This window comes from Rhodomicrobium sp. Az07 (assembly GCF_018619475.1).
Classification (GTDB): domain Bacteria; phylum Pseudomonadota; class Alphaproteobacteria; order Rhizobiales; family Rhodomicrobiaceae; genus Rhodomicrobium.
In genome coordinates this window covers 57541-82303 of record NZ_JAHFZG010000013.1, presented here as the reverse complement: position 1 = coordinate 82303, position 24763 = coordinate 57541, and the positions used below count along the sequence as shown (strand labels likewise).

The 24763-nt window shown below is 63.4% G+C and carries 22 protein-coding genes; 13 read left to right on the top strand and 9 right to left on the bottom strand.

What is annotated here, in order from left to right:
* Nucleotides 1–2 precede the first annotated feature (2 nt).
* Nucleotides 3–776: a Ni/Fe-hydrogenase, b-type cytochrome subunit gene (gene cybH, locus KKP04_RS10935; protein WP_215030850.1), complete on the top strand. Its 774-nt coding sequence runs from the start codon at nucleotides 3–5 to the stop codon at nucleotides 774–776.
* A 188-nt stretch (nucleotides 777–964) separates the two neighbouring features.
* Here cybH and KKP04_RS10930 read toward each other — a convergent pair whose 3' ends face one another.
* Complete coding sequence (locus KKP04_RS10930) at nucleotides 965–1666, bottom strand: SDR family NAD(P)-dependent oxidoreductase (protein ID WP_215030847.1); 702 nt, start codon at nucleotides 1664–1666, stop codon at nucleotides 965–967.
* A 264-nt stretch (nucleotides 1667–1930) separates the two neighbouring features.
* Here KKP04_RS10930 and KKP04_RS10925 point away from each other — a divergent pair, with 264 nt between their 5' ends.
* Together KKP04_RS10925 and ligD are read left to right on the top strand one after the other, a co-directional pair.
* The gene (locus KKP04_RS10925) at nucleotides 1931–2902 is read left to right on the top strand and encodes a Ku protein (RefSeq protein ID WP_215030845.1); all 972 of its coding nucleotides are present in this window, start codon (nucleotides 1931–1933) and stop codon (nucleotides 2900–2902) included.
* Nucleotides 2902–5688, top strand: coding sequence for a DNA ligase D (gene ligD / locus KKP04_RS10920; RefSeq protein ID WP_215030842.1), 2787 nt, complete (start codon nucleotides 2902–2904; stop codon nucleotides 5686–5688). The genes KKP04_RS10925 and ligD overlap by 1 nt, the downstream gene beginning before the upstream one ends.
* Nucleotides 5689–5718: 30 nt before the next feature.
* Here the strand turns inward: ligD and KKP04_RS10915 are convergent, their stop codons facing one another.
* Nucleotides 5719–6855 carry a tetratricopeptide repeat protein gene (locus KKP04_RS10915; RefSeq protein ID WP_215030839.1) on the bottom strand — a complete coding sequence of 379 codons (1137 nt, stop codon included), beginning with the start codon at nucleotides 6853–6855 and terminating at the stop codon, nucleotides 5719–5721.
* Between the two features lie 554 nt (nucleotides 6856–7409).
* Nucleotides 7410–8783: a 26S protease regulatory subunit gene (locus KKP04_RS10910; protein ID WP_215030837.1), complete on the bottom strand. Its 1374-nt coding sequence runs from the start codon at nucleotides 8781–8783 to the stop codon at nucleotides 7410–7412.
* Between the two features lie 576 nt (nucleotides 8784–9359).
* On the opposite strand from KKP04_RS10910, the gene KKP04_RS10905 reads away from it, so the two are divergent.
* Nucleotides 9360–10853 carry a glycoside hydrolase family 3 N-terminal domain-containing protein gene (locus KKP04_RS10905; protein WP_215030835.1) on the top strand — a complete coding sequence of 498 codons (1494 nt, stop codon included), beginning with the start codon at nucleotides 9360–9362 and terminating at the stop codon, nucleotides 10851–10853.
* Nucleotides 10854–10977: 124 nt separating this feature from the next.
* On the opposite strand, the gene KKP04_RS10900 is transcribed toward KKP04_RS10905, so the two are convergent.
* Together KKP04_RS10900 and KKP04_RS10895 are read right to left on the bottom strand one after the other, a co-directional pair.
* Nucleotides 10978–11559: a cytochrome b/b6 domain-containing protein gene (locus tag KKP04_RS10900; RefSeq protein ID WP_215030832.1), complete on the bottom strand. Its 582-nt coding sequence runs from the start codon at nucleotides 11557–11559 to the stop codon at nucleotides 10978–10980.
* A complete protein-coding gene (locus KKP04_RS10895) occupies nucleotides 11559–11846 on the bottom strand; it encodes a PepSY domain-containing protein (RefSeq protein ID WP_215030829.1) in 288 nt (95 codons plus the stop codon). The genes KKP04_RS10900 and KKP04_RS10895 overlap by 1 nt, the downstream gene beginning before the upstream one ends.
* A 141-nt stretch (nucleotides 11847–11987) precedes the next feature.
* Here KKP04_RS10895 and KKP04_RS10890 point away from each other — a divergent pair, with 141 nt between their 5' ends.
* From KKP04_RS10890 to KKP04_RS10880, 3 genes are read left to right on the top strand one after another with little or no spacing between them, the layout of a single operon-like run.
* Nucleotides 11988–12296, top strand: coding sequence for a PepSY domain-containing protein (locus KKP04_RS10890; RefSeq protein WP_251134050.1), 309 nt, complete (start codon nucleotides 11988–11990; stop codon nucleotides 12294–12296).
* Nucleotides 12297–12962 (top strand): response regulator transcription factor, encoded by a 666-nt coding sequence (locus KKP04_RS10885; RefSeq protein WP_215030826.1) that lies wholly within the window; start codon nucleotides 12297–12299, stop codon nucleotides 12960–12962. It begins immediately after the preceding gene.
* On the top strand, nucleotides 12959–14335 hold the full coding sequence (locus tag KKP04_RS10880; protein ID WP_215030823.1) for a sensor histidine kinase: 1377 nt from the start codon (nucleotides 12959–12961) through the stop codon (nucleotides 14333–14335). The genes KKP04_RS10885 and KKP04_RS10880 overlap by 4 nt, the downstream gene beginning before the upstream one ends.
* Before the next feature lie 299 nt (nucleotides 14336–14634).
* Here KKP04_RS10880 and KKP04_RS10875 read toward each other — a convergent pair whose 3' ends face one another.
* The 4 genes from KKP04_RS10875 to KKP04_RS10860 form a co-directional block, all read right to left on the bottom strand.
* The gene (locus KKP04_RS10875; RefSeq protein WP_215030820.1) at nucleotides 14635–14826 is read right to left on the bottom strand and encodes a Trm112 family protein; all 192 of its coding nucleotides are present in this window, start codon (nucleotides 14824–14826) and stop codon (nucleotides 14635–14637) included.
* A gap of 185 nt (nucleotides 14827–15011) precedes the next feature.
* Nucleotides 15012–15689: an LON peptidase substrate-binding domain-containing protein gene (locus KKP04_RS10870; protein ID WP_215030817.1), complete on the bottom strand. Its 678-nt coding sequence runs from the start codon at nucleotides 15687–15689 to the stop codon at nucleotides 15012–15014.
* Between the two features lie 21 nt (nucleotides 15690–15710).
* Nucleotides 15711–16625: a thioredoxin gene (gene trxA, locus KKP04_RS10865; RefSeq protein WP_215030815.1), complete on the bottom strand. Its 915-nt coding sequence runs from the start codon at nucleotides 16623–16625 to the stop codon at nucleotides 15711–15713.
* A gap of 130 nt (nucleotides 16626–16755) precedes the next feature.
* The gene (locus tag KKP04_RS10860) at nucleotides 16756–17382 is read right to left on the bottom strand and encodes a WcaF family extracellular polysaccharide biosynthesis acetyltransferase (RefSeq protein ID WP_215030812.1); all 627 of its coding nucleotides are present in this window, start codon (nucleotides 17380–17382) and stop codon (nucleotides 16756–16758) included.
* 273 nt (nucleotides 17383–17655) lie between these two features.
* Between KKP04_RS10860 and mdh the strand changes: the two genes are divergently transcribed.
* The 6 genes from mdh (at nucleotide 17656) to KKP04_RS10830 (ending at nucleotide 24688) form a co-directional block, all read left to right on the top strand.
* Nucleotides 17656–18627 carry a malate dehydrogenase gene (gene mdh / locus KKP04_RS10855; RefSeq protein WP_215030810.1) on the top strand — a complete coding sequence of 324 codons (972 nt, stop codon included), beginning with the start codon at nucleotides 17656–17658 and terminating at the stop codon, nucleotides 18625–18627.
* 109 nt (nucleotides 18628–18736) lie between these two features.
* Nucleotides 18737–19936 (top strand): ADP-forming succinate--CoA ligase subunit beta, encoded by a 1200-nt coding sequence (sucC, locus tag KKP04_RS10850; protein WP_215030808.1) that lies wholly within the window; start codon nucleotides 18737–18739, stop codon nucleotides 19934–19936.
* 54 nt (nucleotides 19937–19990) lie between these two features.
* The gene (locus KKP04_RS10845) at nucleotides 19991–20305 is read left to right on the top strand and encodes a hypothetical protein (RefSeq protein WP_215030806.1); all 315 of its coding nucleotides are present in this window, start codon (nucleotides 19991–19993) and stop codon (nucleotides 20303–20305) included.
* On the top strand, nucleotides 20214–20684 hold the full coding sequence (locus tag KKP04_RS10840) for a PIN domain-containing protein (protein ID WP_215030804.1): 471 nt from the start codon (nucleotides 20214–20216) through the stop codon (nucleotides 20682–20684). The genes KKP04_RS10845 and KKP04_RS10840 overlap by 92 nt, the downstream gene beginning before the upstream one ends.
* Nucleotides 20685–20687: 3 nt before the next feature.
* Complete coding sequence (gene sucD, locus KKP04_RS10835) at nucleotides 20688–21563, top strand: succinate--CoA ligase subunit alpha (RefSeq protein ID WP_215030802.1); 876 nt, start codon at nucleotides 20688–20690, stop codon at nucleotides 21561–21563.
* A gap of 128 nt (nucleotides 21564–21691) precedes the next feature.
* A complete protein-coding gene (locus KKP04_RS10830) occupies nucleotides 21692–24688 on the top strand; it encodes a 2-oxoglutarate dehydrogenase E1 component (RefSeq protein WP_251134049.1) in 2997 nt (998 codons plus the stop codon).
* The last annotated feature ends 75 nt before the right edge of the window (nucleotides 24689–24763 follow it).

Here is a 24763-nt window from a genome sequence, read left to right as displayed (position 1 = left end):
TCATGGTCATCGCAACCGACTTCGATCCACCGCCCAAGCCCGAGGCGAAACCGAACGGTAACGCCAACGGCAACGGCAACGGCTTCCAGCCCGCGATCTACGTTTACGAATTTCCGGTACGCATCTGGCATTTCGTGAACGCCTTCGCGATCGCGGCACTTCTCGTCTCGGGCTATTTCATCGGCAGCCCGCCGCCCACGCTTTCGGGCGAGGCGAGCGACCACTTTCTGATGGGCTATATCCGCTTCACGCATTTCGCCGCCGGATACATCCTCATCATCGGCATGGCCGCGCGCACCTACTGGGCTTTCGTCGGTAACAAGCACGCGCTGGAGATCTTCGCTCCCCCGCTGCTGCAAGCGAAGTTCTGGGGCGATACCTGGCACGAGTTCAAGCGTTACGCCTTCCTCGAAAAGGAAGGGCGCAAATATGTTTGCCACAATCCCATTGCCGTTCTGACGATGCACTTCATGTTCCTGTGGGGGATCACCTTCATGATCTTCACGGGGCTTGCGCTTTACGGTGAAGGCACGGGCATGGGGTCTTGGCAATATACGCTGTTCACGAGCTGGGTCATTCCGATTTTCGGCAACAGCCAGAACCTGCACACTTTCCACCACCTCGCGGCCTGGTCGATCCTGATTTTCGTGATGATCCACGTCTACGGCGCGGTGCGCGACGAACTGCTCGGCCATCAGAGCATCTTCAGCACCATCGTCTCGGGCTACCGAACCTTCAAATCGCCGGGCAAGCCGGAGGATCTGGATCGGGCGTGATTCGCAAGGGACTCCAAGAAACGCTGCGGGCGCTGCGATGTTTTTGCGTCGACGATGCCCGGTCCTTGCTCTTGGTCTTTCTCAGACCAGGAGCAAGGTTAGAGCCTGATTATCCGTTCGCGGGTGACTGTCTCGCGAACATTGCTTCATGATGCCGGCTGGGCGGTGACTGATCCGCCCAGCGCGCCCTACCAGTCGGCGGGCTCGCCGCGCCGGAAGAAGCCGCCCGTCGGCCCATCCGCTGAAATCGCCACAAGGTCCGCGATTTCCCGCGCCGGTTCGGATGGGTCGCGGTTCGCTTCCGCGCCGCCCATGTCGGTGCGCACCCAGCCGGGGCAAAGGCTGTTTACCTTCACGGGGCTGTTCGGCCCAAGTTCGGCGGCAAGGATCTTCGTGAAGCCGTTCAGCGCGAGCTTGGCCATGCGATAGGCCGCGTAGCCGCCCGCCATGTCGGAGATCGCGCCGAGGCCGGAGGAGACGTTCACGATGCGCCCATACCCGTTCGCCAGCATGCGCGGGACGACGAGCTGGCTGAGGCGGATCGGGCCGCCGAGATCGACGTCGAGCGTGCTGAACAGGTCGCTCTCGGCCATGTCGAGCACCGGCGTTTTCGCATTGAGCAGGATCGCCGCGTTGTTGATGAGGCCATCGATGCGCCCTTCGCGCTTTTCGACGCTATCCACGAAGGCGCGGCAGCTTTCGGCGTTCGCCACGTCGAGCGGAAGCACGGCGATCCCTTCGAGCGGCGTCATCTTCGACGGCTCGCGCACGCCTGCGACAACTTTCGCGCCCCGCGCCTTGAGTTCCTTCGCCGTGGCGAGGCCAATGCCCCGGTTGGCGCCTGTCAGCAAGATGACTTTTCCCGCAATCGGCTCGACGGGTAGCGGCATGTCAACTCTCCCTTGTTCCTCTTCTCGCAGATAACACGCCAGCGCACTTTGGGCTTCATCGACCGGCGCTCTTGTCACATACAATTTTACTCATCGAAGAACTATGCGTTGAAAAACTTCGCTGATCGCCTTTTGTTCTTGAAACTAACACCTTGAACGCGAGCCGATACGGAACTTCTTGAACGAGCGTGGCGTTCTCTTCCACCGTGAAACGTGCCCCCCGGCATTGAATACTTCACGCCCCAAGCCTTCGGAGTTCCGCGTATGGCCCCGCGCCCTTACTGGAAAGGCTATCTCAAGCTTTCGCTCGTCTCGTGCTCGGTCGCGCTCTATCCGGCGACATCGAGCGCGGAACGCATTTCGTTCAACTGGCTGAACCGCGAGACCGGCAACCGGCTCAAGCAGCTCATGGTCGATTCGGACACGAACGAGCCCGTGGAGCGCGAGGATCGCGTGCGCGGCTATCCGGTCGCGAAGAACGACTACCTGTTCATCGAGGACGACGACCTTAACGCGGTGGAGATCGAAAGCTCGCACACCATAGAGATCGAGCGTTTCGTGCCGAAATCGGAGATCGACCCGGTCTATCTCGACAGCCCCTATTATCTCGCGCCGAACGACAAGGTGGCGGAAGAAGCCTTCGCCGTGATCCGCGACGCCATGGCGGCTGAGGATGTCGCGGGGCTCGGCCGCGCGGTCATCAACCGTCGCGAGCGGCTTTTCATGCTGGAACCGCGCGATAAGGGCATCGTGGCGACATCGCTGCACTACAATTACGAGGTGCGCGGCGACGAAGCCTATTTCGAGGACATTCCCGAGATCAAGATTCCCGGCGAAATGCTGGATCTGGCAAAGCATATCATCGGCACGAAGCGCGGGCATTTCGACATCGCGGCCTTCGACGACCGCTACGAGACCGCGCTGGCGGAGATGATCAAGGCGAAACAGGCGGGCCGCCCGATCGAGGCCACCCGGCCCGCGCAGCCGACCAACGTCATAAACCTCATGGAAGCGCTGCGGAAATCGGTTGCAGCCGAAAAGGGTACGAGGGTTGCGGCCGCGCCCGCTTCAGGCGAGGAGCCGAAGGCCAGGAAATCGCCTGCGAAAGCAGCGCCGCGCGGTGCGGAGGCGCGGGCCGAGCCGGAGCGCAAGCCGCGCGCGGCCAAGGCGAAGCCCGCCCGCGTTCCGCCGTCGCCGCGCTCGAAGACTGAACGCAAGAGGGCGGGCATTCACTGATGCCGAAGGCAGCCGCCTCAGCACCGGCGAAATCGAAGCGCGGCGCGCCGGACGTCTCCGCGAAAGGCGACCTCACACGCTACCGGCAGAAGCGCGACTTCTCGAAGACGCGAGAGCCATCGGGCACGAAACAAGCCGCCAGGGCTCCCGCGCTGCGCTTCGTGATCCAGAAGCACGCGGCGCGGCGATTGCATTACGACCTGCGCCTTGAACTCGACGGCGTTTACAAAAGCTGGGCGGTGACGAAAGGCCCGAGCCTCGATCCCGCCGAGAAGCGGCTTGCGGTGCATGTCGAGGACCACCCGCTCGACTATGGCGATTTCGAGGGCATCATTCCGCCTGGCGAATATGGCGGCGGCACGGTGATGATCTGGGATCGCGGCACGTGGGAGCCGGAGAGCGATCCCGAGAAGGGCTACGCCAAAGGCCATCTGGCCTTCACGCTGCACGGAGAGAAGCTTAACGGCCGCTGGCACCTCATCCACATCAAGCCGAGGCCCGGCGAGAAGGACCAGCAATGGCTTCTGTTCAAGTCCGATGACGAATATGCGCGAGCCGAGGCCGATGGCGACATCCTCGAAGACGCGCCCGATTCGGTGGCGACCGGGCGCAGTATCGACGAAATCGCGCGCGACGGCGAGGCGGTGTGGTCCGGCAAGGCTGGGCTCGTTAAGGGCGATCTTTCGCCCGCCGATGGCGCAGAAGCGCCAAAAGCCAAGCGGCGGCGCACGATGGCGGACGCAACGGGCGCGGCGGGAGCGATCCGGGCGGAACGCGCGGCCCCGACGCGCGGAGCTTCGCGCAAACCCGCCGGTACGAAACCCATCGCGGGCGCAAAGAAAGCGCCGTTCCCCGGCTTCGTCGCACCGTGTCTCGCGCAGCTTTGCGAGCGCGCGCCCGGCGGCGACAACTGGCTCCACGAAATCAAGTTCGACGGCTACCGCCTGATGGCGCTGATCGGGAACGGACGTGTGCGCCTGATGACGCGAAGCGGCCTCGACTGGACGGAGCGTTTCCCCGCCATCGCCGCCGCATTCGCAACCTTTCCCGCTGCATCAGCCATCGTGGATGGCGAGGCCGTGGTCGAGGATCACGCGGGCGTGTCGAGCTTTTCCGCGTTGCAGGAGGCGTTATCGACGCGCAAAAGCACCGCCGAAATCATCTTCTTCGCCTTCGATCTCCTCTATCTCGACGGGTCCGACCTGAGAGGCGCGAGCCTCGAAGCGCGAAAGGCCGCGCTCGCGCCGCTCATCGAAGGCGCCGCAGCGCCCGCGCTTCGATATTCGGACCACGTCATCGGCCACGGCCCCGCGATGGTCGAGAACGCCTGCCGTCTCGGCCTCGAAGGCATCGTGTCGAAGCGGATCGACGCGCCTTACCGATCCGGCCGACACGGCGCGTGGCTGAAGACGAAATGCACGAACCGGCAGGAATTCGTCGTCGGCGGTTACGCACCGTCGACGGCGACGCGCGGCGCCATAGGCAGCCTCGCGCTCGGAGCTTACGACGGCGGCAAACTCGTGCATGTGGGCCGTACCGGAACCGGTTTCACGCAAGCGATGGCGAAGGCGCTGTTCAAGCAGCTTCAGCCCTTGCGACGTGCAACCTCGCCCTTTGCCAATGCGTTGTCGTCAGAAGAAAAGCGCGGGCTCGTTTATGTCGAGCCGCAGCTTGTCGCCGAGGTCGAGTTTCGCGGGTGGACGGGCGACCGCCACTTGCGCCACGCCGCATTCAAGGGCTTGCGCGAAGACAAGCCCGCTCCGGAGGTTCTGTTCGAAATGCCGCGCCATGACACAGCGCCCAATGCATCCGATAAGCCGGAAAAAAAAGCGCCGCCACGCTCCCTTGCCATCCCCGGAAAGGGCGGCACCGTCGATTTCGAGGGCATCCGACTCACGCACCCCGACCGCATACTGTGGGCGGCGCAGGGGCTGACGAAACTCGGCCTCGCGGACTATTACGCGGAAGTCGCCGACTACATCCTCCCGTTCGTCACCGGCCGCCCGCTGGCGCTCGTCCGCTGCCCGAACGGACAGGGCGGCGAGTGCTTCTATCAGAAACGATCCTTCGCGGGCCTCACGGACGCCGTGGAGGTGGTCCGCGTCGCCGACAAGGACGGCGACACAGAGGCGCTCGTCATCCACGATCTTCGCGGTCTCATCAATCTCGTTCAGGCGAATGTGCTGGAAATCCATCCCTGGGGCGCGCGAGCCGACGACCTTGAGCGCCCCGATACGCTGATTTTCGATCTCGATCCCGGCGATGGGGTCGGCTTCGAGGCGGTGATGGATGGCGCGCGCGAGGTGCGTCGGCGGCTCGCAGCCCTCGGCATCGAGTCGTGGGTGAAGACTACGGGCGGCAAGGGGCTGCATGTGGTGTCGCCGCTGGTGCCGGATCTCGGATGGGACGAGGTGAAGGCGTTCGCCCAAGGCATCGCGCAAGAGATGGAGCGGGATGCGCCGCAACGCTTCGTCTCGACCATGGCGAAGAAGGCGCGCGACGGGAAGATCTATGTCGATTACCTTCGCAACGGGCGTGGATCGACGGGGATCGCATCCTATTCCACGCGAGCGCGTGAAGGAGCGCCTGTCGCTACCCCGCTCGGCTGGAAGGAACTAGGCCCGGCTCTTGCGCCTCAACGCTTTACTGTCGAAACGATGGGCAGACGGCTCGCGGCCTTGAAGTCCGACCCGTGGGCGGGCTATTTCGAGAACCCGCAGCGCATCGAAAGCAGCGGCGGCGCGCAAGGCGCAAGGAAATCAAATCGCAGGAGGAAGACGGCCTGAGCCGAGGCCGCGCTTCGCAAGCCCGCTGCTCTACTCGCCGACGCCGGCGAGCTTCGTCTTGGACGCCAACTCGCTGCGCGCATCCGTGGTGCGAGCGCGATACATCTCGATAATACCGGCAGCCCCGCCATCCTTCTGATCGACGCTGTAGAGCGGTGTCGTGGGGTCCGGGGCAGACATCGGCGTGGCTTCAAGCTCGGTGAGGGCTTTCGACGTTCCCATGATCGGCGTGCCGATCAGCGGCGAGGCGAACGGCCCCTGCGTCAGCGGCGCAATGGAAGAGGGCGCCACAGGCAAGGTCGTGGCAACCTCATCCCGCCTGGCGCCATTGATCAGGATATCGTTGGACACGGGGAAACGGGCGGCGCTCGCTTCCTGCACGATGAAAGCGTTTGCTTCGAGAATTTCGCTCGGCGCTGCCTGATCGCGCGCGCTTTCGAAGATCCTGCCCACCCACGCCTTGTCTTCGTTCGACGCGTTGCGGTGCGCGATCGCGAGCAATCCAAGTCCGTCGCCGGGCACGCGCCTCACGCCATCGCGGCCGGTCCAGAGGATTTCCCCTAGCAAAGCCTGAGCGGGAGCATAGCCCTTGCGGCTCGCCGACAACAGCCACTGAGCGGCGGCGCGCGTGTTCTTCGTAATGCCGTCACCGTCCATGAGAAGCCTCGCCAGCTCGAACTGGGCGGCGGGATCGGCAATATAGCTCGCGGCGTGGTGTACGAGGCTGAAGGCGTAGGCCGGATCGGGGTCCAGATCCGCATCGGCTATGCCTTGCTGGTAAAGCCGCGCCATTTGCAGAAAGGCCGACGCGATGAGCGGTGCGCGGACGTCGCGCGCGCCCGTTTCGCCGAATTCGGCTATGATACCTTGAAAGTATTCGGCCGCGCGGCTTTCGCTTTTCTTCACGCCGTTGCCGTTTGCGAAGCGCCGACCGAGTTCGAGCCGCGCTGCAAGATCGCCCTTGTCGGCGGCCGCGGCGAGATCGCCATATTTGGTCTGCGGATAAGCGATGGCCGCCTGCGCGTTCGCGATGGGCGCAAGCGATTCCGCCGCCGGCGCGGGTGTGAGCGCCGCGCGCCTCGGCTGCAAGCCGGACTGCAAGGCGACGAGGCCAATGGCAACACCGCAAAACAGCAGCGGAATGGATAACACCCTGAGAGCGCGCATTACTTTAAAGATCTTCATGTGATTTCAACCGACGCTCGCAGGCGCCCGACGAAGTGTTCCTGAGCCATCCGACACGCCGCCCGTTTTTCTTCAATGCATGGAAGCTGTAGTCGTTTTTGGGCGAAGTTCCGACATATTGACGGCAGGTCGCTTTTCTCCATGACGTCGCAATTCCAGTGCAGCCCGCAGTCGTGAGGGACGCCGCGCACTTATCAAGGGGATCGAGCGCCGCGGCGGCGAGGGTAAACCTTGTAGAGTTCATGGTGTTGAATGTGCTTGCGGTCACCGCAACCATCCTCTCACCGGCTATACCGGCGCTTCGGAAAGTCTGCTATTGATGGGGAGGAAGCACCGCGAACGCATAACAGACGGCAACTTCTACAAACTCTGAGCCTCTTCTAGAAAACCGGGCGGATTGCTTTCGTTTTCGACTTAGAACAATGTGGTTCGGGTTTATGGCCTAAACGGGGCAGGGACGTCTCTTCCCGTGCTGTTTGGGCAACAGGAGCGACTAAACGGTAACCATTGCGGAACCGTGTCGTAAAAGCTTTAAATCAAAATCTGCCGAGCGGGACGAACAGCCGCGACAACACGTCATGACGCTGAAGCGCCTTGAACTCCTCGCGCGCTTGCGAAAGCCATGGAGTCGTGGAGGGGGCGAAATGCCTCAGTGCATCCTCGAAGGCAGCGGTGGAAAGCGCCCCCTCGCCCGAACCCGATAACGCCTTCGTTAACGACGCGTTACTGACGAGGTCGGTCAGCGAGCGCAGATCCGCTCCTGAAAATCCGTCCGTCTTCCGCGCGATGCGATCGGTGGCGACCGTTTCCGCGCCGGGTATGCCCGCGACGGCCATGGACAGGATTTTCCTGCGTGCTTCATAGTCTGGCGGAGGCACGAAAAAAAGGCTCTCCAGCCGCATCGAGCGGAACAGCGCGCGGTCGAGAAGCCAGGGTGCATTCGATGCGACGATGACCAGAACGCCACTGTTGTTGCGCTGAGTCCCGTCGATTTCCGAAGCGAAGGCGGAAACGAGTGCGCTCACGCTCTCGCGGGAAGACTTCGCGCGTTGAGCGACGACATCGAATTCGTCGAAGAAGAGAATGGCGGGTGTGTCGGAGCGCGCTTCGTCGAACATCACGCGCAGACGCTTCTCGGCCTCGCCCGGATATTTGTCGATGAGGTCTTCCGGGTTCACGCACAGAAAGCGCGCGTCGCTCTCCCCTGCGGTGGCGCGGGCGACCAGCGTCTTGCCGCAGCCGGGCGGGCCGTAAAGGAAGATGTTGCCCCCGGCCTTCTGCTTGTAGCGCTCGAAAATGCTCGGCTTCAAATAGGGAAGAACGATGCGCCGACGCACCTCCATCTTGACGTCGTCGAGACCGGCCACATCGCCGAATGTGAAAGCGACGTCGTCGAAATCGTCGAGGAAGACGTCGGAGAAAACCTCGCGGCGCTCCTGCTCGGCTTTCGCTTCCCGGCGCAGGTTATATGTGTTCAACGAGATGACCTTGGCGGGCGTGGCCACGATCGGGGTGCCGGGCCGAATGCCGAGAAGGCGCTCGAGATCGCGATTGCGGATGGCAGCGTCCTGCTGCACCGCCTGCCGGTAAAGCGCCTGCGCCTCCTGCTCGCGGTTGAGCGCGAACAGCGCGCGCGCCCGGAGCGCCTGTTCCTCCGGATGATCCGAAGCGCGGGCAAGCGTTTCCGCGAGGTCGAAATCCTCGGCATCCAGGCTGAAACGGCATGCCTTGCGTCTGACGCCGGCGAAGCGCTCGCTCGCCAGCGTGTCCTGCGAAAGCGCGCGAAGCAGTTCAAGAACGGCCGACTGCCCTTCCTGCCCCTCGGCTTCGTCCATGATGATCGAGAGCAGGTCGCTGCTCGCGCGAGCCCTGTAGACCTTGATCAGCGCTTGCAGCGTCTCTTGATCCATATGCGGAGTGCCCATCACCTTCTGGGCACGCCCGCGCTGCGTTGCAGATTGAGCGACATTTACCACTACCCCGTCTTTACCGCAGATAACAAAGGCCAAACGTGCAAAACGCAAGGCGGCCGAACCGATAAAGGAGGGGAACTTCTCGTTTTCGCCCGCCTTGTGGCTCGTCAACCACAACCCCCGCTGCACAATGACCGGAAGCATTTCCCGTCCACGTCCGAGACGTCATGCAAACGCGATGGTGTCGGTCTCAAGGCGTGAACCGTGAAAACGGGGGACTAAGCTCGGGTGAGACAGCGTGTCTCGGCGCGGATACATTCGCTGCCGCGCTCGCGCCGGTCGGATCGGGCTATCAACCGCAAGAGATGCGAAGCAACTGTGTCGATCTGAAGCGAAACACAAACGCATCTACGGCAAAAGAAGTATGAATCTCCCGTCCCGCGTGCTGGAACGCAACCCAGCCATGCAATATCGTGCCGCAGGTTGAGAAGCTGGTAAGGCGTCTGGGGGGGTACGGTGCGATCAGGGCTTATCGCGCTTGGAGTTTTCGGTTTTTCGAGTGCGGCAGCCGCTATGCCCGCCCCGATGCCGCTCGGCGTTCCTCCGGCCACCGTCGCCTTCGTCAACGAACTCGACGGTTTGATGGGCACGGCGGCACCGCGCCGCGCTACGCCCGCTGAATGCCGCGCCCGCGCGCTGCACTATAGCAGCGGCGTTTGCGTGGTCGAGAGACCGCCCGTCGCGTCAGAGGGAAAGCCTCCAATCCAGCCGCAGGCCAAGCCGAAGACAGCGGTTTCGCCGCGCGCCCCGAAGCCGAAAGCAGCGGCTCCGGCGCTCAAGCCGAAGGCGTCGCCCAAGCCGAACGCTCCGGGTGTCGGCCCTTCGCGCGCCGCCGCCGTAGGCCACGGTGTCGCTCCGGCAGCAAAGCCGTTGGTGATGCAGACTTCGCGGGTCGTGACTGCGCCGCCGAAAACCGAGATGCTGAAAGCCAGCGCGTCTAAAGTCAGCACCAGGCAAAGCGATGCCGGGAAAGCCGCCGTGCAAAGGCCGCCCGCCTCACTGCGCGCGATGACGGGGCACCTGCTTATTTCCGGCTTTTCCGGGCGACACGCGACCGAGCGGGACGTTGTCCGGGTTCGCGCGGCGCTGGCGGCCGGGCGGCTCGCGGGTGTAATCGTGGCCACCAGCAACATCTCATCGTCGGAACAGCTTCGCGAACTGCTTCGCTATCTGGCAGAAGGCAACGGAGCCACGCTTCCGCTCGTCGCCTTGGATCAGGAAGGCGGCCCGGAAGCCGCTCTCGGGGAGGAAAAAGGCTTTTCATTCTATCCCTCTGCCAAGACCGTCGGGCAGAGCCGCAGCCTTGGCGAGGCGCGGGCGCTTTATCGGGAGATGGCGGCCGAGATGTCTTCGCTCGGCGTCACCCTCAATCTCGGCCCGGCGCTCGGCGCTTGCGACGACAGGCGAGCGGATTTTTCCGCGCCCTGCTTCGCCGCGGCCGAGCCTCGCGCCAGAGCGTTCGCGGCCGCATTCACCCGAGGCCATCATGACCGGGGGGTTCTGACGGCGCTTCGCGCGGAGGCATTCGGCGCTCGCCGCGCGGCATCGTTGCGGCGCGAGCGCGCGAGCGCGGCAATGCTGCGAAATGTGGTGAAGTTCGACGCGGCTGACGCCGTAATCCTGCGCTTGAGGGCGGGAGAGCGGGTTTTGACGGCAACCGTGTCGAGCCCGTCGTCAGCCTCGCGGCTCGGCGAGAGCGCAGTCCGGCGCGACATGGCTTTCGGCGGCGCGATCATCGCCGACCTCGATCTCGGCGGCGCCCCCTTGCATCACGGCGATGCGGTCGCGTCGGCACTGATCGCAGGCGCAGATCTCGTGCTCGTCCGCGCAACGCCGGACGTGCCGCAAGACCTCGACGAGACCGTTTATGAAGCGGTGGAAGCGGCGGTGGTGTCAGGCCGGCTCCCTCGCGCGCGGGTCGAGGATGCGTGGCGTCACGTGCTTTCGCTCAAAGCGCGCCTCGACACCTTCCGCCGGCGGATGCAAACTGCGACGGTCTCGCGATAGGGCAGAAGCCGCTCAGGCTCTCAACCCGAGCGGATCCGGCTCTAAACTTCGAAGAAGAGACCGTTTTACCGATCTGACTGCGATTCAATCAGATCGGAATGGGCTCTAGCGCTCTGACTCTGCGCTACGCGCTCGAACCGTCCGATTCGCTTTTCTTGCGGCCGGTGATCATCGCGCGGGCGAGGTTTTCGCCGTGCTCCACGCTCGCCCAGATGACGCCGACGATATGGAGACCGATCAGCACCAGCATGCCGTTGGCGAAGGCTTCATGCATTTCTTCCAGATCATGCGAGCCCCAGCCCGATTTCGTCGTCATCATGTAACCCGTGGCGCATGTGCCGATGAGCGCCGCCAGCAGCAACACGACCATGATGCCGCCCGCCGGATTATGACCGAGATAGCGCCGACCGTTGAGCGAAGTGGCGCCGCGAAGATAGGCGACGACGGTCGCGGGCGATTTCACGAAATCGGAGAAGCGCGCGTGTTTAGGGCCCATAAAGCCCCACACGATGCGCAGACCAACCAGCGCCGCGATGGCATAACCTGCCAACACATGGACGCGCTCGACCTCGTCGCCCGTCGCGAAAGCCGCGATGAACAAGCCGACGAGCGACCAGTGGAAGACCCGCACGAACGGATCCCACACCTTGACCGTTGCTGGCGGCGTCACGCCGCCAGCTTCGATCGTTTGATGGGCGAGCGACATCAGTCCTCGTCCTTCTTCGTCTCGACGATCTTCGCGTTCGTCGGATCGACGAACAGCTCGATGCGCTCACCGGACTTGTCGACGGCGTACAACTCGCCGCAGCCCTTCTTCAGCTTGGCCTTGCGCACCTTGTAGCCTTGCTCCTCGACCTTCGCCTGAAGATCGGCGATCTTGAGCCATTGGCTTTCGGGCGCTGTCGTGCAGGCGCGGGACGGGTCGCTCGCATTGGCGGCGGTGGCTGCGGCGCAGACGGCAAAGACAGACAGAACAAGAGGAATTTTCCGCATCTCGGTCTCCAGATGGATTGCACGGGCACTATTGCCCGGCGATGGACGATCAATGGCAGAGAGGCGGTGACCCAAGCCTGTTGCGCGATGTCAGTGGTTTGTCAGCAGGCAAATGCGATGAATAAGACCGGAGAACCTCTCATGATGTCGCCGCTTCGGTTTCTGTTTGCTGCTCTGGTTGCGTTCGCCGCGCCGGTGCAGACGCACGCGCATTCCGACGACGATCACGACACAGCGCGCGAAGCCGTCGAAAAGAACGATATCAGGCAACTCGCCGATATTCTGGGCGCCGTAAAGGACCGGCTTCCGGGCGAAGTGGTTGGCATCGAGATCGAACGAAAGCACGGCGTGTGGTATTATGAATTTCGCACCGTGAACAAGGCGGGCCGGATTTTCGAGGTCTATGTCGATGCGAAGACCGCCGAAATCGCGAAGATCAAGGAAAAGTAGATGCGCGTGCTTCTTGTCGAGGACGACAGGCGGATCGCCGAGGATGTGGAGCGGGCGCTCGAGGCGAACGGCTATGTGGTTGAAACGGCGGGCGAGGGTGAAGACGCCTGGTTTCGCGGCGACACGGAAGATTACGCCGCCGTGATTCTCGATCTCGGCCTGCCGCGCATGGACGGGCTTTCCGTGCTGAAGCGTTGGCGCGCCGCCGACCGTCGCATGCCGGTTCTCATCCTCACCGCGCGCGGAAGCTGGGCCGAACGCGTCGACGGCATCGACGCGGGCGCGGACGACTATCTGCCGAAGCCGTTCCACATGGAGGAGCTTCTCTCGCGGCTGCGCGCGATCATCCGCCGCTCGGCGGGGGCTGCGTCCTCGCTCGTGACCATTGGCGACCTCACCGTGGACGACCGCCAGATGCGCGTGAGCGTGCGCGGCGTGCCCGTGGGGCTCTCGGCGCTGGAATATCGCGTCGTCGCCTATCTTGTCCTGCATCGCGGTCGCGTCGTGCCGCAGCACGAGCTTGAGGAAGCGGTGTATGGCCACGACGAGGACCACGATTCGAACGCTCTCGAAGTGCTGGTCGGGCGTGTGCGGCGCAAGCTTGCGGTGCCGCTGATCAGAACGCGGCGCGGCTTCGGTTACATCGTCGAAGAACCGGGGCCATGACGGGATCGTCGCTTCGACTGCGGCTCATCGTCGGCGGGATGGCGGCCATTCTCCTCGCGCTGACGGTCGCGGGCGGCGGGCTCGTGCATCTTTTCAAGCGTCATGTCGCGCGCACCATCGCCGACGACCTCAACCTGCATCTGAGCCAGATCCTCGCGGCGCTCGACGTGAACCCCGACGGTTCGCTCGTGCTGACGAGGAAGCCGGGCGATCCTCGCTTCGAGGTGCCGCTATCCGGCCTTTACTGGCAGGTCGGCGACGACCGCGAACAGCTTCTGAGGTCGCGCTCGCTTTGGGACGCGACGCTGCCGATCGCGGCCGACGCCATCTCGCCGGGGGAGGAACATCGCCATGTCATGCCGGGGCCGGGGCGGGACAGAGTGCTCGCGGTGGAGCGAAGCGTGGTACTCACCGTGGGCGACCGCAAGATGCCGGTGCGCGTCGCCGTGGCGGCGAGCCTCCACGGCGTCTCGAAAGCTTCCGCGGCCTTCACGCGCGACCTTGCCATCGCGCTTGCAATTCTCGGCGCGGTCCTGACCGGGGCAACCATCCTTCAGGTGGGTCTCGGGCTTCGCCCGCTCGACAGGCTGCGTCGCGGGGTGGCGGACATCCGCGCGGGCCGCATCGTGAACCTGCCGACGACAGTGCCTTCGGAGGTGCATCCGCTTGTCGAGGAAATGAACGCGCTGATCGACAGCCAGGAGCGCGAGATCGAGCGCTCGCGCGGTCGTGCCGCCGACCTCGCTCATGGCCTCAAGACCCCGCTCGCCGCGCTTTCGGCTGACGCGCGCCGCTTGCGAGGGCAGGGCGAAAAGCATATCGCGGACGACATCGAAAGCGTGGTGGCGGCGATGGGGCGTCACGTGGATCGCGAGTTGGCGCGGGCGCGGGTGCGCGGCGTCGCCGGACGCAGCGCGAGCCGCCCGACCCCGCTGGCGCCGCTGCTGGCGTCGCTGATCGCAACGCTCGGGCGAACGCCCGAAGGTGCGCGCGTCGTCTTCGATACGAGCCTCCCTCGCGATTTCGCCATTCCCATGGACCGGACCGACCTTGCGGAAGTGCTCGGCAATCTGCTTGAGAACGCTGCGCGGCACGCCTCGACGCGCGTGCTCGTATCGGCCGCTGCCGATGAGGCAGGCGCGCGGGTGCTGATCACAGTGGAGGACGATGGCGTCGGGATCGCGCCGGAGGTGCGCGACTGGGTGATGGCGCGCGGTGTCCGCCTCGACGAGCGAGAGCGGGGCACGGGGTTGGGCCTCGCCATCGTGCAGGACGTGCTCGATGCCTATGGCTGGCGGCTTTCGCTCGACGCATCGTCGGCGCTTGGCGGATTGCGGGCGACGATCGAGAGCGGGCGGCAAGCTGGACTATGAGCGGCAAGCGTGCGGCGCGCCGCCGCGCTGCGGTGTCGCAAATCTGTGACGTGAGCGTGGCATAGGTGCAGAGGCAAGATCGTGATCGTCAGCCGAGCGATCGCTGCGGCTGACTGGCGCGCGGAACCGCCTCCCTCTCACAGAAAGCCGGTGGCGGACGCTCGTGGCGTCACAACGCGGCGAGCTTGATATGGGTGGCTTTCGGCCAGCTGGGTCGAACTTCAATAGCCGCGCGAGCCACAAGCCGCGAACCATGAAGCGGGCGCCATCGCAATGGACGTCCGCTGCTCGTTGCGAATTCAGGCGGAGAGTTTGCGCGCCTCTTCGGGGAGCATCACGGGAATGCCCTTGCGCACGGGATAGGCGAGCCCCGCGGCCTGACTTACAAGTTCCTCCGCTTTTCGGTCGTAAACGAGAGGCGTCTTGGTGATCGGGCACACAAGGATTTCGAGGAGGACGGGATCGAGTTCTTCTTTTATTGCGACGTCCATCGTTGACCCTTTCAGCTCGGTTCAGTCGGGCGGGGCCCGAAGCTGGCGTTAGAATAGCTCTACGACACAAGTTACGCAATTTTGCGAGCGAATATCCAGATGTTCGTGCTTAACGCAGGCGCACTCGCTTAAAAAGCGCTGGATAGGAGCAGGTCACAGCACAGAAATGTGCATTGCGTCGGACTTCAGTGCAGACTCGTACCGGTGCCCGATCCGGGTGCGGCAATTTCCATCTCCGCCAGCGCCATCAGAACCTCGGCGCGCGCCTTGAGATCGGCGGCTTCGAGCAGCGCCTGTTTCTCTTCCGGGCCGTATGGGCTGATCATCGACAGCGTGTTGATGAGAAGTTCCGTCGGAGACCGCTGGATGCTGTCCCAGTCGGCGGTGAGCTTTCTCGCATCGAGATAGGCGCGGAGCACCTCGACGAATTTCGGCCAGTCGACCGCGTCCTGACCGTATCCGCGAACGAGATCGTTCGCATACGGGCGATAATTCGCGTCGCAGATCCGGTAGGGCTTCGCGGTTTGCGCTTCGCCCACGATATCGAACCGGCAAACGCCCGTCAGCGTGACGAGGAGGCGCCCGTCGTCGGTTTCGGAGAAAGCGGAGAGCCTGCCGGCGCAACCGGTCGCCCGCAGCGGGAATCCCTTCGCCGATGGCGATTCTTCCTCGGCGGGAAGCGGCTGGACGATGCCGATGAGGCGGTCGCCCGCGATCGCATCCTCAACCATGGCGAGATAGCGCGGCTCGAAGACGTTCAGCGGCAGATTGGAGCGCGGCAGCAGGATGCAGCCTTGCAGCGGGAATACGGGGATCCGCGCCGGGAGGTCGGAGAGCGTCCGGTATCTTTCGGTGATGCCCACGGCAACCTCCCTCTTCACGCGTCAGGCGAAAAGAATCGATGACAGACGCTGACGCCCGGCTTGTGTCAACGGATCCTTAGGGCCCCATGCTTCGAAAAGTTCCACAAGCTGTTGTCTTGCCGCATCGTCGTTCCAGCCGCGATCCTTTCGCACGATCTCGAAGAGATGGTCGAGGGCAGCCTCGCGTTTGCCTTTCGCGACGAGTGCGAGCGCGAGCTTGAAGCGCGCATCCCAGTCGCGCGGATTGGCCGCGATTGCCTGTTCCAGCGGCGCGGTGTCGGCCAAGGGCTCGGCTTTTCTCGCCAGTTCAAGCGCCGCTTTTGCCGAAAGGTAGGCTTCGGCGGTCTGCTTCGCGGGCGGCGCCATGGAAAGCACCTGCTCGGCGCGGGTGAGGTCGCCGAGGCGGACGTAGCATTTCGACAGCCCGCCGATGGCGTCCACGTTTTCGCGATCGTTCTTGAGCACGGCGCCGTAAAGCTGCGCGGCGCCAGCGATATCGCCCTCGTCGAACACACGCTGCGCTTCCTCGATGCCCGCCACATCGTCCGCATCGGGACCGATGAGCCGGTCGACGAAAGCCTTCACCTGGCTTTCGGGCAGCGCGCCCATGAACCCGTCGACGGGCTGGCCCTGCGAGAAGGCGAAGACGGCCGGAATCGACTGGATCTGAAGCTGGCCCGCCACTTCCGGGTGCTCGTCGATGTTCATCTTGACGAGCCGCGCCTTGCCCTTGGAGGCGCGGACGACCTTTTCGAGGATGGGTGTGAGTTGCTTGCAGGGACCGCACCATTGCGCCCAGAAATCGACGATCACAGGCACCTTGCGCGACGCCTCGATCACGTCCGCCACGAAGGTTGCCGTGGTGGTGTTCTTGATGATGTCGCTCGTGTTGTCCGCCGGTTGAGCGGCACCGCCGCCGAGAAGCGAAATCGCCATCGCTGGATCACCTGAAAATTGTGCAACTGATGAGCGGCAGTTCAACCGCCGGGAATTTCGCGTCTTACATGGGCTTTTCACGAACCGCCGACAAGCGCGAAATCCGGCGGAAAGTCATTTGCGACATTCCTCAGACCGCGTCGAATTCGGCACCCTCGGCTGTCCGCCGAAGCTCCGCGGGCGGAAAAGCGAACGTGTCGGGCCGCCGCTCTGCAATGCGCTCGGCCGGGTTGCCTCGATAGATGCCCCATGGAGCGAGATCGCGCATGGCCACGCCGCCAAGCCCGAGCACCGCGCCCTCGCCGACAACGACGCCGGGCGCGACCACAGCTTTCGCCGCGATCCACGCGCCGTCCTCCACGCGGATGCCTTTCGTGATGAGATCGAAGGTGCGGCTCGTCCAGTCGTGGCTGCCGGTGCAGAGATACGCGCCCTGCGAGAGGCAGCAATCGCGGCCGATGGCGACAGGGGCGAGATTGTCGATCCAGACGTCCTCGCCGATCCAGCTATCGGCACCGATTTCAAGCCGCCAGGGAAATTTCACGCGCACGCCGGGCTTGATGACGACGCCCGCGCCGATCTTCGCCCCGAACAGGCGCAGGACCGCGCGGCGATGCGCCGAACCCGGCAACCATGATGAGATGAGAGCCCATTGGACCGCGAGCCAAAGGGCCTCGACGGGGCGTGAGCGTCCCCGAACGAAGCCGGGCGCGCTGAAGTCGGCAAGATTCGGAAAGCGATCTTTGGCTGCCGTCATCGTGTCAGTCCCCCGCTCCATATCATGCCAATCGCGCGGGCATTTTCGGCGAAATTGAGGATAAGGCGAAACACTTTTGCAATTTCATTGTGAATAACGGCGGCGTTCATCGGGCGACGCGGCTTCAATTCGTCCTACCGGGCACCGCTCGCGCAGTGGTAAACTTGCGGTCGCTTGTCTTGCCGCACGCGCGAAATGCGAGTAACGGAACGCGAGCGCAGCATTTTCACGCGGCGGAGACGCACGCGAGCCACACTTAGACAGGAGAACGGCATGGCACGGGCCAAAATCGCACTCATCGGGTCGGGCATGATCGGCGGCACGCTCGCCCATTTGATCGGCCTCAAGGAACTTGGCGACGTTGTGCTGTTCGACATCGCCGAGGGCCTGCCGCAGGGCAAGGCGCTCGACATCGCCCAATCCGCGCCGGTCGACGGTTTCAACGCGGCCTTCCAGGGCGTTAACGACTATGCCGACATCAAGGGCGCGGACGTGGTCATCGTGACCGCCGGCGTACCGAGGAAGCCCGGCATGAGCCGCGACGACCTTCTCGAAATCAACCTCAAGGTAATGGAGCAGGTGGGCGCGGGCATCAAGAAGTACGCCCCCGACGCCTTTGTCATCTGTATCACCAACCCTCTCGACGCCATGGTGTGGGCGCTCCAGCGCGTTTCCGGCCTGCCCAAGAACCAGATCGTCGGCATGGCGGGCGTGCTCGACTCGTCGCGCTTCCGCCACTTCCTTGCGCGCGAATTCGACGTGTCGGTGGAAGATGTCACGGCCTTCGTGCTCGGCGGCCACGGCGACACCATGGTTCCGCTCACGCGCTACACCACGGTTGCGGGCATCCCGCTTCCCGACCTCATCAAGATGAACTGGATCACGCATGAGCGTCTGAACGAGATCGTGCAGCGCACGCGCGACGGCGGTGCCGAAGTCGTGAAGTTGCTCAAGACCGGCTCGGCCTATTATGCCCCCGCCGCTTCCGCGATCGAGATGGCCGAATCCTATCTCAAGGACAAGAAGCGCGTGCTGCCTTGCGCCGCGTATCTGACTGGCGAATACGGCGTGAAGGGGCTCTATATCGGCGTGCCGACCGTGATCGGCGCGAAGGGCATGGAACGCGTCATCGAGATCGACCTCAACACGCACGAGCGCCTCGATTTCAACCGCTCCGTCGAAGCGGTGAAGAACCTCGTCGAAGCTTGCGTCCGCATCGCGCCGGGCCTCGCCCAAACCGCCTGACCTAGACGAAAGCCGTCCTTGCGGGCGGCTTTTTTTTGCGGCTGTGTATCCCGGATTTATTGCGGTGCACAATGCCGCCGGCCCACTCCCACCCATTCGAGAGTGCATCATGAACGTTCATGAATATCAGGCGAAAGCCATCCTGAAAGAATACGGCGTGCCGGTACCGAAGGGCCATGCCGCCTTCACGCCGGAGGAAGCCTTCGCAATTGCGAAGGAACTCGGCGGCCCCATCAGCGTCGTGAAGGCGCAGATCCATGCGGGCGGGCGCGGCAAGGGCTCGTTCAAGGAGCCTGAAGCAGGCGAGAAGGGCGGCGTTCGCATCGCCAAGTCGTTCGACGACGTGCGCACCTTCGCGGACGAGATGCTGACCCGCACGCTCGTGACCGTGCAGACCGGCCCGGAAGGCCGCGTGGTGAAGCGTCTCCTCATCGAAGAGGGCGCCGCGATCAAGCGCGAACTCTACCTCTCCCTCCTCGTGGACCGCGCAACGAGCCGCGTCGCCGTGATCGCCTCAACCGAAGGCGGCATGGACATCGAGGAAGTGGCGCACGACGCCCCCGAGAAGATCCTCACCTTCTCCATCGATCCGGCGTCGGGCTATTCCCAGTTTCACGGCCGCAAGGTGGCCTTCGCGCTCGACCTCGAAGGCGATCAGGTCAAGCAGTGCGTGAAGCTGATCGGCAGCCTCTACAAGGCTTTCGTCGAGAAGGACATGAGCCAGCTCGAAATCAATCCGCTGATCGTGACGGAAAAGGGCGACCTCGTGTGCCTCGACGCAAAGCTCGGCTTCGACAGTAACGCGCTCTACCGTCACCCCGAAATCGTGGCGCTGCGCGACCTCGAAGAGGAAGACCCGGCGGAAGTTCTGGCCTCGCGCTACGACCTCTCCTACGTCAAGCTCGACGGCAGCATCGGGTGCCTCGTGAACGGCGCCGGCCTCGCCATGGCGACGATGGACATCATCAAGCTTTATGGCTCGGAGCCCGCGAACTTCCTCGACGTCGGCGGCGGCGCCACGAAGGAAAAGGTGACGGAAGCCTTCAAGATCATCCTGTCCGATCCGAACGTGAAGGGCATCCTCGTCAACATCTTCGGCGGAATCATGCGCTGCGACATCATCGCGGAAGGCATTCTCGCCGCTGCTCGCGAGATGAGCCTCAAGGTGCCGCTCGTCGTGCGCCTCGAAGGCACGAACGTCGAACTCGGCAAGGAGATCATCCGCAATTCGGGGCTCGCCGTGATCCCGGCGGACAACCTCGCGGACGCGGCCGAGAAGATTGTCGCCGAGGTGAAGAAGGCGGCTTGACGGCGCACGCAGTTCCACATAACCTGTGTAGTGCGGGATATGCGGAGGTGCGCCATGAAAAATATAACTCTGGCTGTCGAGGATGAAGTCCTGGCGGAGGTGCGCAAATACGCCGCCGCCAACGACACAACCGTGAACGGCCTCGTAAGGGAATATCTCGGCAAGCTCGCCCGTCATCATGGGCGGGCGGCGGAGGCCAGGAAGCAACTGATCGCGCTCGCGGAACAGTCTAATTGCGATCCTGGCGAAAACTGGAAGTGGGACAGGGAGGCGCTGTATGACCGTGGAGTGTTTTCTCGACACGAACGTCCTGCTTTACGCGGCCTCGAAGAACCCGGCACACCATTCAAAAAAGACGATAGCGATTAAACTTATCGCGGAGGAGCAATTCGGTCTTTCGGCGCAGGTTCTGCAGGAATTCTACGTGAACGCCACCCGGAAGACCGATTTCGACATGCCGCCCGCCAAGGCTCTCGAATGGATCGAAAACCTTGAGGAATTCGCATGCGTCCCGACCGATGTCGACCTCGTCAAGGCGGCAGTGGCGCTTTCGGCACGCTACCGAATTTCGTACTGGGATGCGGCGATCCTGGCGGCGGCCGAAGCGCTCGGCGCGACCACGGTCTACTCGGAAGACCTGAGTCACGGACAGGCTTACGGCTCCGTCACGGTCGAAAACCCCTTTCTGCCCGCGCCCCGCGCGACGGGCTTCCACGACACCGAACAGTCGCTTCTCTTGAAGGATTAGAACATGGCCATCCTCGTCGACAAGAATACAAAGGTGATCTGCCAGGGCTTCACCGGCGCGCAGGGCACCTTCCACTCCGAGCAGGCAATCGCCTATGGCACGAAGATGGTCGGCGGTGTCACGCCGGGCAAAGGCGGCTCCACCCATCTCGGCCTCCCCGTGTTCGACACCGTGCTCGACGCCGTCCAGAAGACAGGCGCGAACGCGACCGCGATCTACGTGCCGCCCCCGTTTGCGGCCGACGCCATCCTCGAAGCCATCGACGCGGAAATCCCGCTCATCGTGACCATCACCGAGGGTATCCCGGTCGAGGACATGATCAAGGTGAAGCGCGCGCTCGCCGGTTCGAAGTCGCGCCTCATCGGGCCGAACTGCCCCGGCGTCATCACGCCCGGCGAGTGCAAGATCGGCATCATGCCCGGTCATATCCACAAGCGCGGCAGTGTCGGTATTGTCTCTCGCTCGGGCACGCTTACCTATGAGGCGGTCCATCAGACGACGCTCGCGGGGCTGGGGCAGACGACCTGCATCGGCATCGGCGGCGATCCGGTGAAGGGGACCGAACATCTCGATGTGCTCGAAATGCTGCTCGCCGACGACGAGACACAATCGATCATTATGATCGGTGAAATCGGCGGTTCAGCGGAGGAGGAAGCGGCGGAGTTCTACATGAAATCTTCGCGCAAGAAGCCTGTGGTAGGCTTCATCGCGGGCGTCACCGCGCCTCCCGGCCGACGCATGGGCCATGCTGGCGCGATTATTGCTGGCGGCAAAGGTTCAGCTGGCGACAAGATCGAAGCGATGAAATCCGCTGGCATCGTGGTGTCCCCTTCGCCTGCCGCACTCGGGAGCACGCTCGTCGAAGTTCTCAAGGGCTGATCCGCCGGAAGGCGGGCGGACAGCCATTCGCCGATGGCGGCGCACCACCCGTTTCTTTCGGTGTGCCGCCTATTCGGTAACCGGAATGTGAGAGCAAATTTTGCGCAACTGCGCGCGAAATTTGCTCTATGTCCGCTCTAAAAGCCTTTTGGGTGATGGTGATCGAAGTGAGACGGGAAAGCCTCAACGAAGCGTTCGCGAGGACATCGTTTCTCCACGGTGCGAACGCAGCCTATATTGAAGACCTGTACGAGCGCTTTCAGGAAAATCCCGGCGCGGTTACAGCGGACTGGCGCGCCTTTTTCAACGATCTGAAAGAACGCCGCGACACTGTCGACGCCGAGGCTCTTGGCCCGTCATGGAAGCCGAAAAACGGGCATGGCGACGAGGACGGCGATATCCTGAACGCTCTCGCCGCCGACTGGGGACCGGAAGAGGGCCTCGCGATCAACCGGCAAATTCTCGCGAAAGCCCAGCAGCAGGGCGTCGAGATCACCCGCGAGGAGGCGTTCAAGGCTACGCGCGAAAGCGTGCGCGCGCTCATGCTCATCCGCGCCTATCGCGTGAACGGCCACCTTATCGGCAATCTCGATCCGCTCCACATCGCGCCTCCCGGTTCGCATCCGGAGCTTGACCCGAACACCTACGGCTTCACCGCCGCCGACCTCGATCACCAGATCTACATCGACAAAGTGCTCGGCCTCGAAACCGCGAGTCTGCGCCAGATCATCGAGATCCTGAAGCGCACCTATAGCGGCACGATCGGCTTCGAGTTCATGCACATCTCGTCGCCGGAGCAGAAGCTCTGGATTCAGGAGCGCATCGAAGGTCCGGACAAGGAAGTCGAGTTCACCGCGCTCGGCAAGAAGGCGATCCTGACCAAGCTCGTCCATGCCGAGGGCTTCGAGCGCTTCCTCGACAAGAAATACACGGGCACGAAGCGCTTCGGACTCGAAGGCGGCGAAGCGGCTATCCCCGCGCTCGAACAGATCATCAAGCGCGGCGGCCAACTCGGCGTGAAGGAAATCGTCATCGGCATGCCGCATCGCGGCCGCCTCAACGTGCTGACCAACGTGTTGGGGAAGCCGTACCGCGCGCTCTTTCACGAGTTCAAGGGCGGCTCCGCCAACCCGGAGGACGTCGAAGGCTCCGGCGACGTGAAATATCATCTCGGCGTTTCGAGCGACCGCGAGTTCGACGGCAATTCCGTGCATCTCTCGCTCACCGCGAACCCGTCGCATCTCGAAATTGTCGATCCGGTCGTTCTCGGCAAGGTCCGCGCGAAGCAGGACCAACTCGGCGACAAGACCCGCTCGGAGGTTCTGCCGCTGCTCTTGCACGGCGATGCGGCCTTCGCGGGACAGGGCGTTGTCGCGGAGTGCTTCGGCCTTTCGGGCCTCAAGGGGCATCGCACCGGCGGCTCGATCCACTTTATCGTCAACAACCAGATCGGCTTCACCACCGCGCCGCGCTTCTCGCGCTCCTCGCCCTATCCGTCGGACATCGCGCGCATGATCGAGGCCCCGATCTTCCATGTGAACGGCGACGATCCGGAAGCCGTGGTCTATTGCGCGCGCGTCGCGACCGAGTTCCGCCAGCGCTTCCACAAGCCGGTCGTGATCGACATGATCTGCTACCGGCGTCATGGCCATAATGAGGGCGACGAGCCGTCCTTCACGCAGCCGCTGATGTACAAGAAGATCCGCCAGCAGCCGAGCGTGGTTTCGATCTACTCGAAGCGGCTCGCGGACGAGAACCTCGTCAGGGAGGAAGAGGCCGAGGCGCTGAAGTCTTCCTTTTGGGACCAGCTCGAACAGGAATTCATCGCATCCGAAAGCTACCGGCCGAACAAGGCCGACTGGCTCGACGGGCGCTGGTCGTCGATCACGCTGCCCGAGGAAGGTCCGCGTCGCGGCAATACCGGCGTCCATCTCGACCGTCTGCGCCGCATCGGCGAGACGCTGACCGAGGTGCCGAAGGGCTTCACCGCGCACAAGACAATCGAACGCTTCCTCGCCAACCGCCGCAAGATGATCGAGGAGGGCAAGGGCATCGACTGGTCGATGGCGGAGGCGCTCGCCTTCGGCACCCTTCTCGATGAAGGCTATCCCGTGCGCCTGTCCGGGCAGGACGTTGAGCGCGGCACCTTCTCGCAGCGCCACGCTGTGCTCACCGATCAGGAGAACGAGGAGCCGTTCACGCCGCTGAACCACCTTTCCGACTCCCAGGCGCGCATTGAAATCGTGAACTCGATGCTGTCCGAAGAGGCGGTGCTTGGTTTCGAATATGGCTACAGCCTCGCGGAGCCGAACGCGCTCGTGCTCTGGGAAGCGCAGTTCGGCGACTTTGCGAACGGTGCTCAGGTGGTCATCGACCAGTTTCTCGCGAGCGGCGAACGCAAGTGGCTCCGCATGTCGGGGCTCGTGCTCATGCTGCCGCACGGCTATGAAGGCCAAGGGCCGGAGCATTCCTCCGCGCGTCTCGAACGCTATCTTCAGCTTTCCGCCGAGGACAATTGGCAGGTTGCCAATTGCACCACGCCCGCGAACTACTTCCACATTCTCCGCCGCCAGCTTCATCGCAGCTTCAGGAAACCGCTGATCCTGATGACGCCGAAGTCGCTGCTTCGGCACAAGCGCGTTGTCTCGTCGCTCGAAAAGTTCGGGCCGGGGACGACGTTCCACCGGGTTCTCTGGGACAGCGCGCAGGTCGGCAAGAGCGAGACCGTGAAGCTCGTGCGCGACGAGGACATCAAGCGTGTCGTGTTGTGCAGCGGCAAGGTCTATTACGACCTGTTCGAAGAGCGCGAGAGCCGCGGAACCAGCGATATCTATCTGATGCGTCTGGAGCAGCTCTACCCGTTCCCGGCGCGCGCGCTCATTCAGGAATTGTCGCGCTTTCCGAACGCCGAAATCGTCTGGTGTCAGGAAGAGCCGAAGAATCAGGGCGCCTGGACTTTCGTCGAGAGCAACATCGAGTGGGTGCTCGACCACATCGGCGCGGATACGCGGCGTCCCCGCTATATCGGGCGGCCGGCTTGCGCATCCACGGCCGCCGGTCTGATGAGCAAGCACACGGCGGAGCTGCACGCATTTCTTGATGAGGCGTTGACGCTGCAAGGCTGAGGCCGGCGCACGAGATCGATCCGCGAGCGGAAACACGTCGCGATTCGGTCGGCAGGGGGATTTGAGGCCGCGGGC

Bases quoted from the DNA above. Each gene is read 5' to 3' on its own strand.
- KKP04_RS10910 (WP_215030837.1), bottom strand. From the start codon at position 8,783: ATGGATCAAGAGACGCTGCAAGCGCTGATCAAGGTCTACAGGGCTCGC.
- KKP04_RS10830 (WP_251134049.1), top strand. From the start codon at position 21,692: ATGTCCGCTCTAAAAGCCTTTTGGGTGATGGTGATCGAAGTGAGACGG.
- KKP04_RS10930 (WP_215030847.1), bottom strand. From the start codon at position 1,666: ATGCCGCTACCCGTCGAGCCGATTGCGGGAAAAGTCATCTTGCTGACA.
- mdh (WP_215030810.1), top strand. From the start codon at position 17,656: ATGGCACGGGCCAAAATCGCACTCATCGGGTCGGGCATGATCGGCGGC.
- ligD (WP_215030842.1), top strand. From the start codon at position 2,902: ATGCCGAAGGCAGCCGCCTCAGCACCGGCGAAATCGAAGCGCGGCGCG.
- KKP04_RS10845 (WP_215030806.1), top strand. From the start codon at position 19,991: ATGAAAAATATAACTCTGGCTGTCGAGGATGAAGTCCTGGCGGAGGTG.
- trxA (WP_215030815.1), bottom strand. From the start codon at position 16,625: ATGGCGATTTCGCTTCTCGGCGGCGGTGCCGCTCAACCGGCGGACAAC.
- KKP04_RS10915 (WP_215030839.1), bottom strand. From the start codon at position 6,855: ATGCGCGCTCTCAGGGTGTTATCCATTCCGCTGCTGTTTTGCGGTGTT.
- KKP04_RS10890 (WP_251134050.1), top strand. From the start codon at position 11,988: ATGATGTCGCCGCTTCGGTTTCTGTTTGCTGCTCTGGTTGCGTTCGCC.
- KKP04_RS10925 (WP_215030845.1), top strand. From the start codon at position 1,931: ATGGCCCCGCGCCCTTACTGGAAAGGCTATCTCAAGCTTTCGCTCGTC.
- KKP04_RS10875 (WP_215030820.1), bottom strand. From the start codon at position 14,826: ATGGACGTCGCAATAAAAGAAGAACTCGATCCCGTCCTCCTCGAAATC.
- KKP04_RS10900 (WP_215030832.1), bottom strand. From the start codon at position 11,559: ATGTCGCTCGCCCATCAAACGATCGAAGCTGGCGGCGTGACGCCGCCA.
- KKP04_RS10840 (WP_215030804.1), top strand. From the start codon at position 20,214: ATGACCGTGGAGTGTTTTCTCGACACGAACGTCCTGCTTTACGCGGCC.
- KKP04_RS10895 (WP_215030829.1), bottom strand. From the start codon at position 11,846: ATGCGGAAAATTCCTCTTGTTCTGTCTGTCTTTGCCGTCTGCGCCGCA.
- cybH (WP_215030850.1), top strand. From the start codon at position 3: ATGGTCATCGCAACCGACTTCGATCCACCGCCCAAGCCCGAGGCGAAA.
- KKP04_RS10880 (WP_215030823.1), top strand. From the start codon at position 12,959: ATGACGGGATCGTCGCTTCGACTGCGGCTCATCGTCGGCGGGATGGCG.
- KKP04_RS10905 (WP_215030835.1), top strand. From the start codon at position 9,360: ATGCCCGCCCCGATGCCGCTCGGCGTTCCTCCGGCCACCGTCGCCTTC.
- KKP04_RS10860 (WP_215030812.1), bottom strand. From the start codon at position 17,382: ATGACGGCAGCCAAAGATCGCTTTCCGAATCTTGCCGACTTCAGCGCG.
- KKP04_RS10885 (WP_215030826.1), top strand. From the start codon at position 12,297: ATGCGCGTGCTTCTTGTCGAGGACGACAGGCGGATCGCCGAGGATGTG.
- sucC (WP_215030808.1), top strand. From the start codon at position 18,737: ATGAACGTTCATGAATATCAGGCGAAAGCCATCCTGAAAGAATACGGC.
- sucD (WP_215030802.1), top strand. From the start codon at position 20,688: ATGGCCATCCTCGTCGACAAGAATACAAAGGTGATCTGCCAGGGCTTC.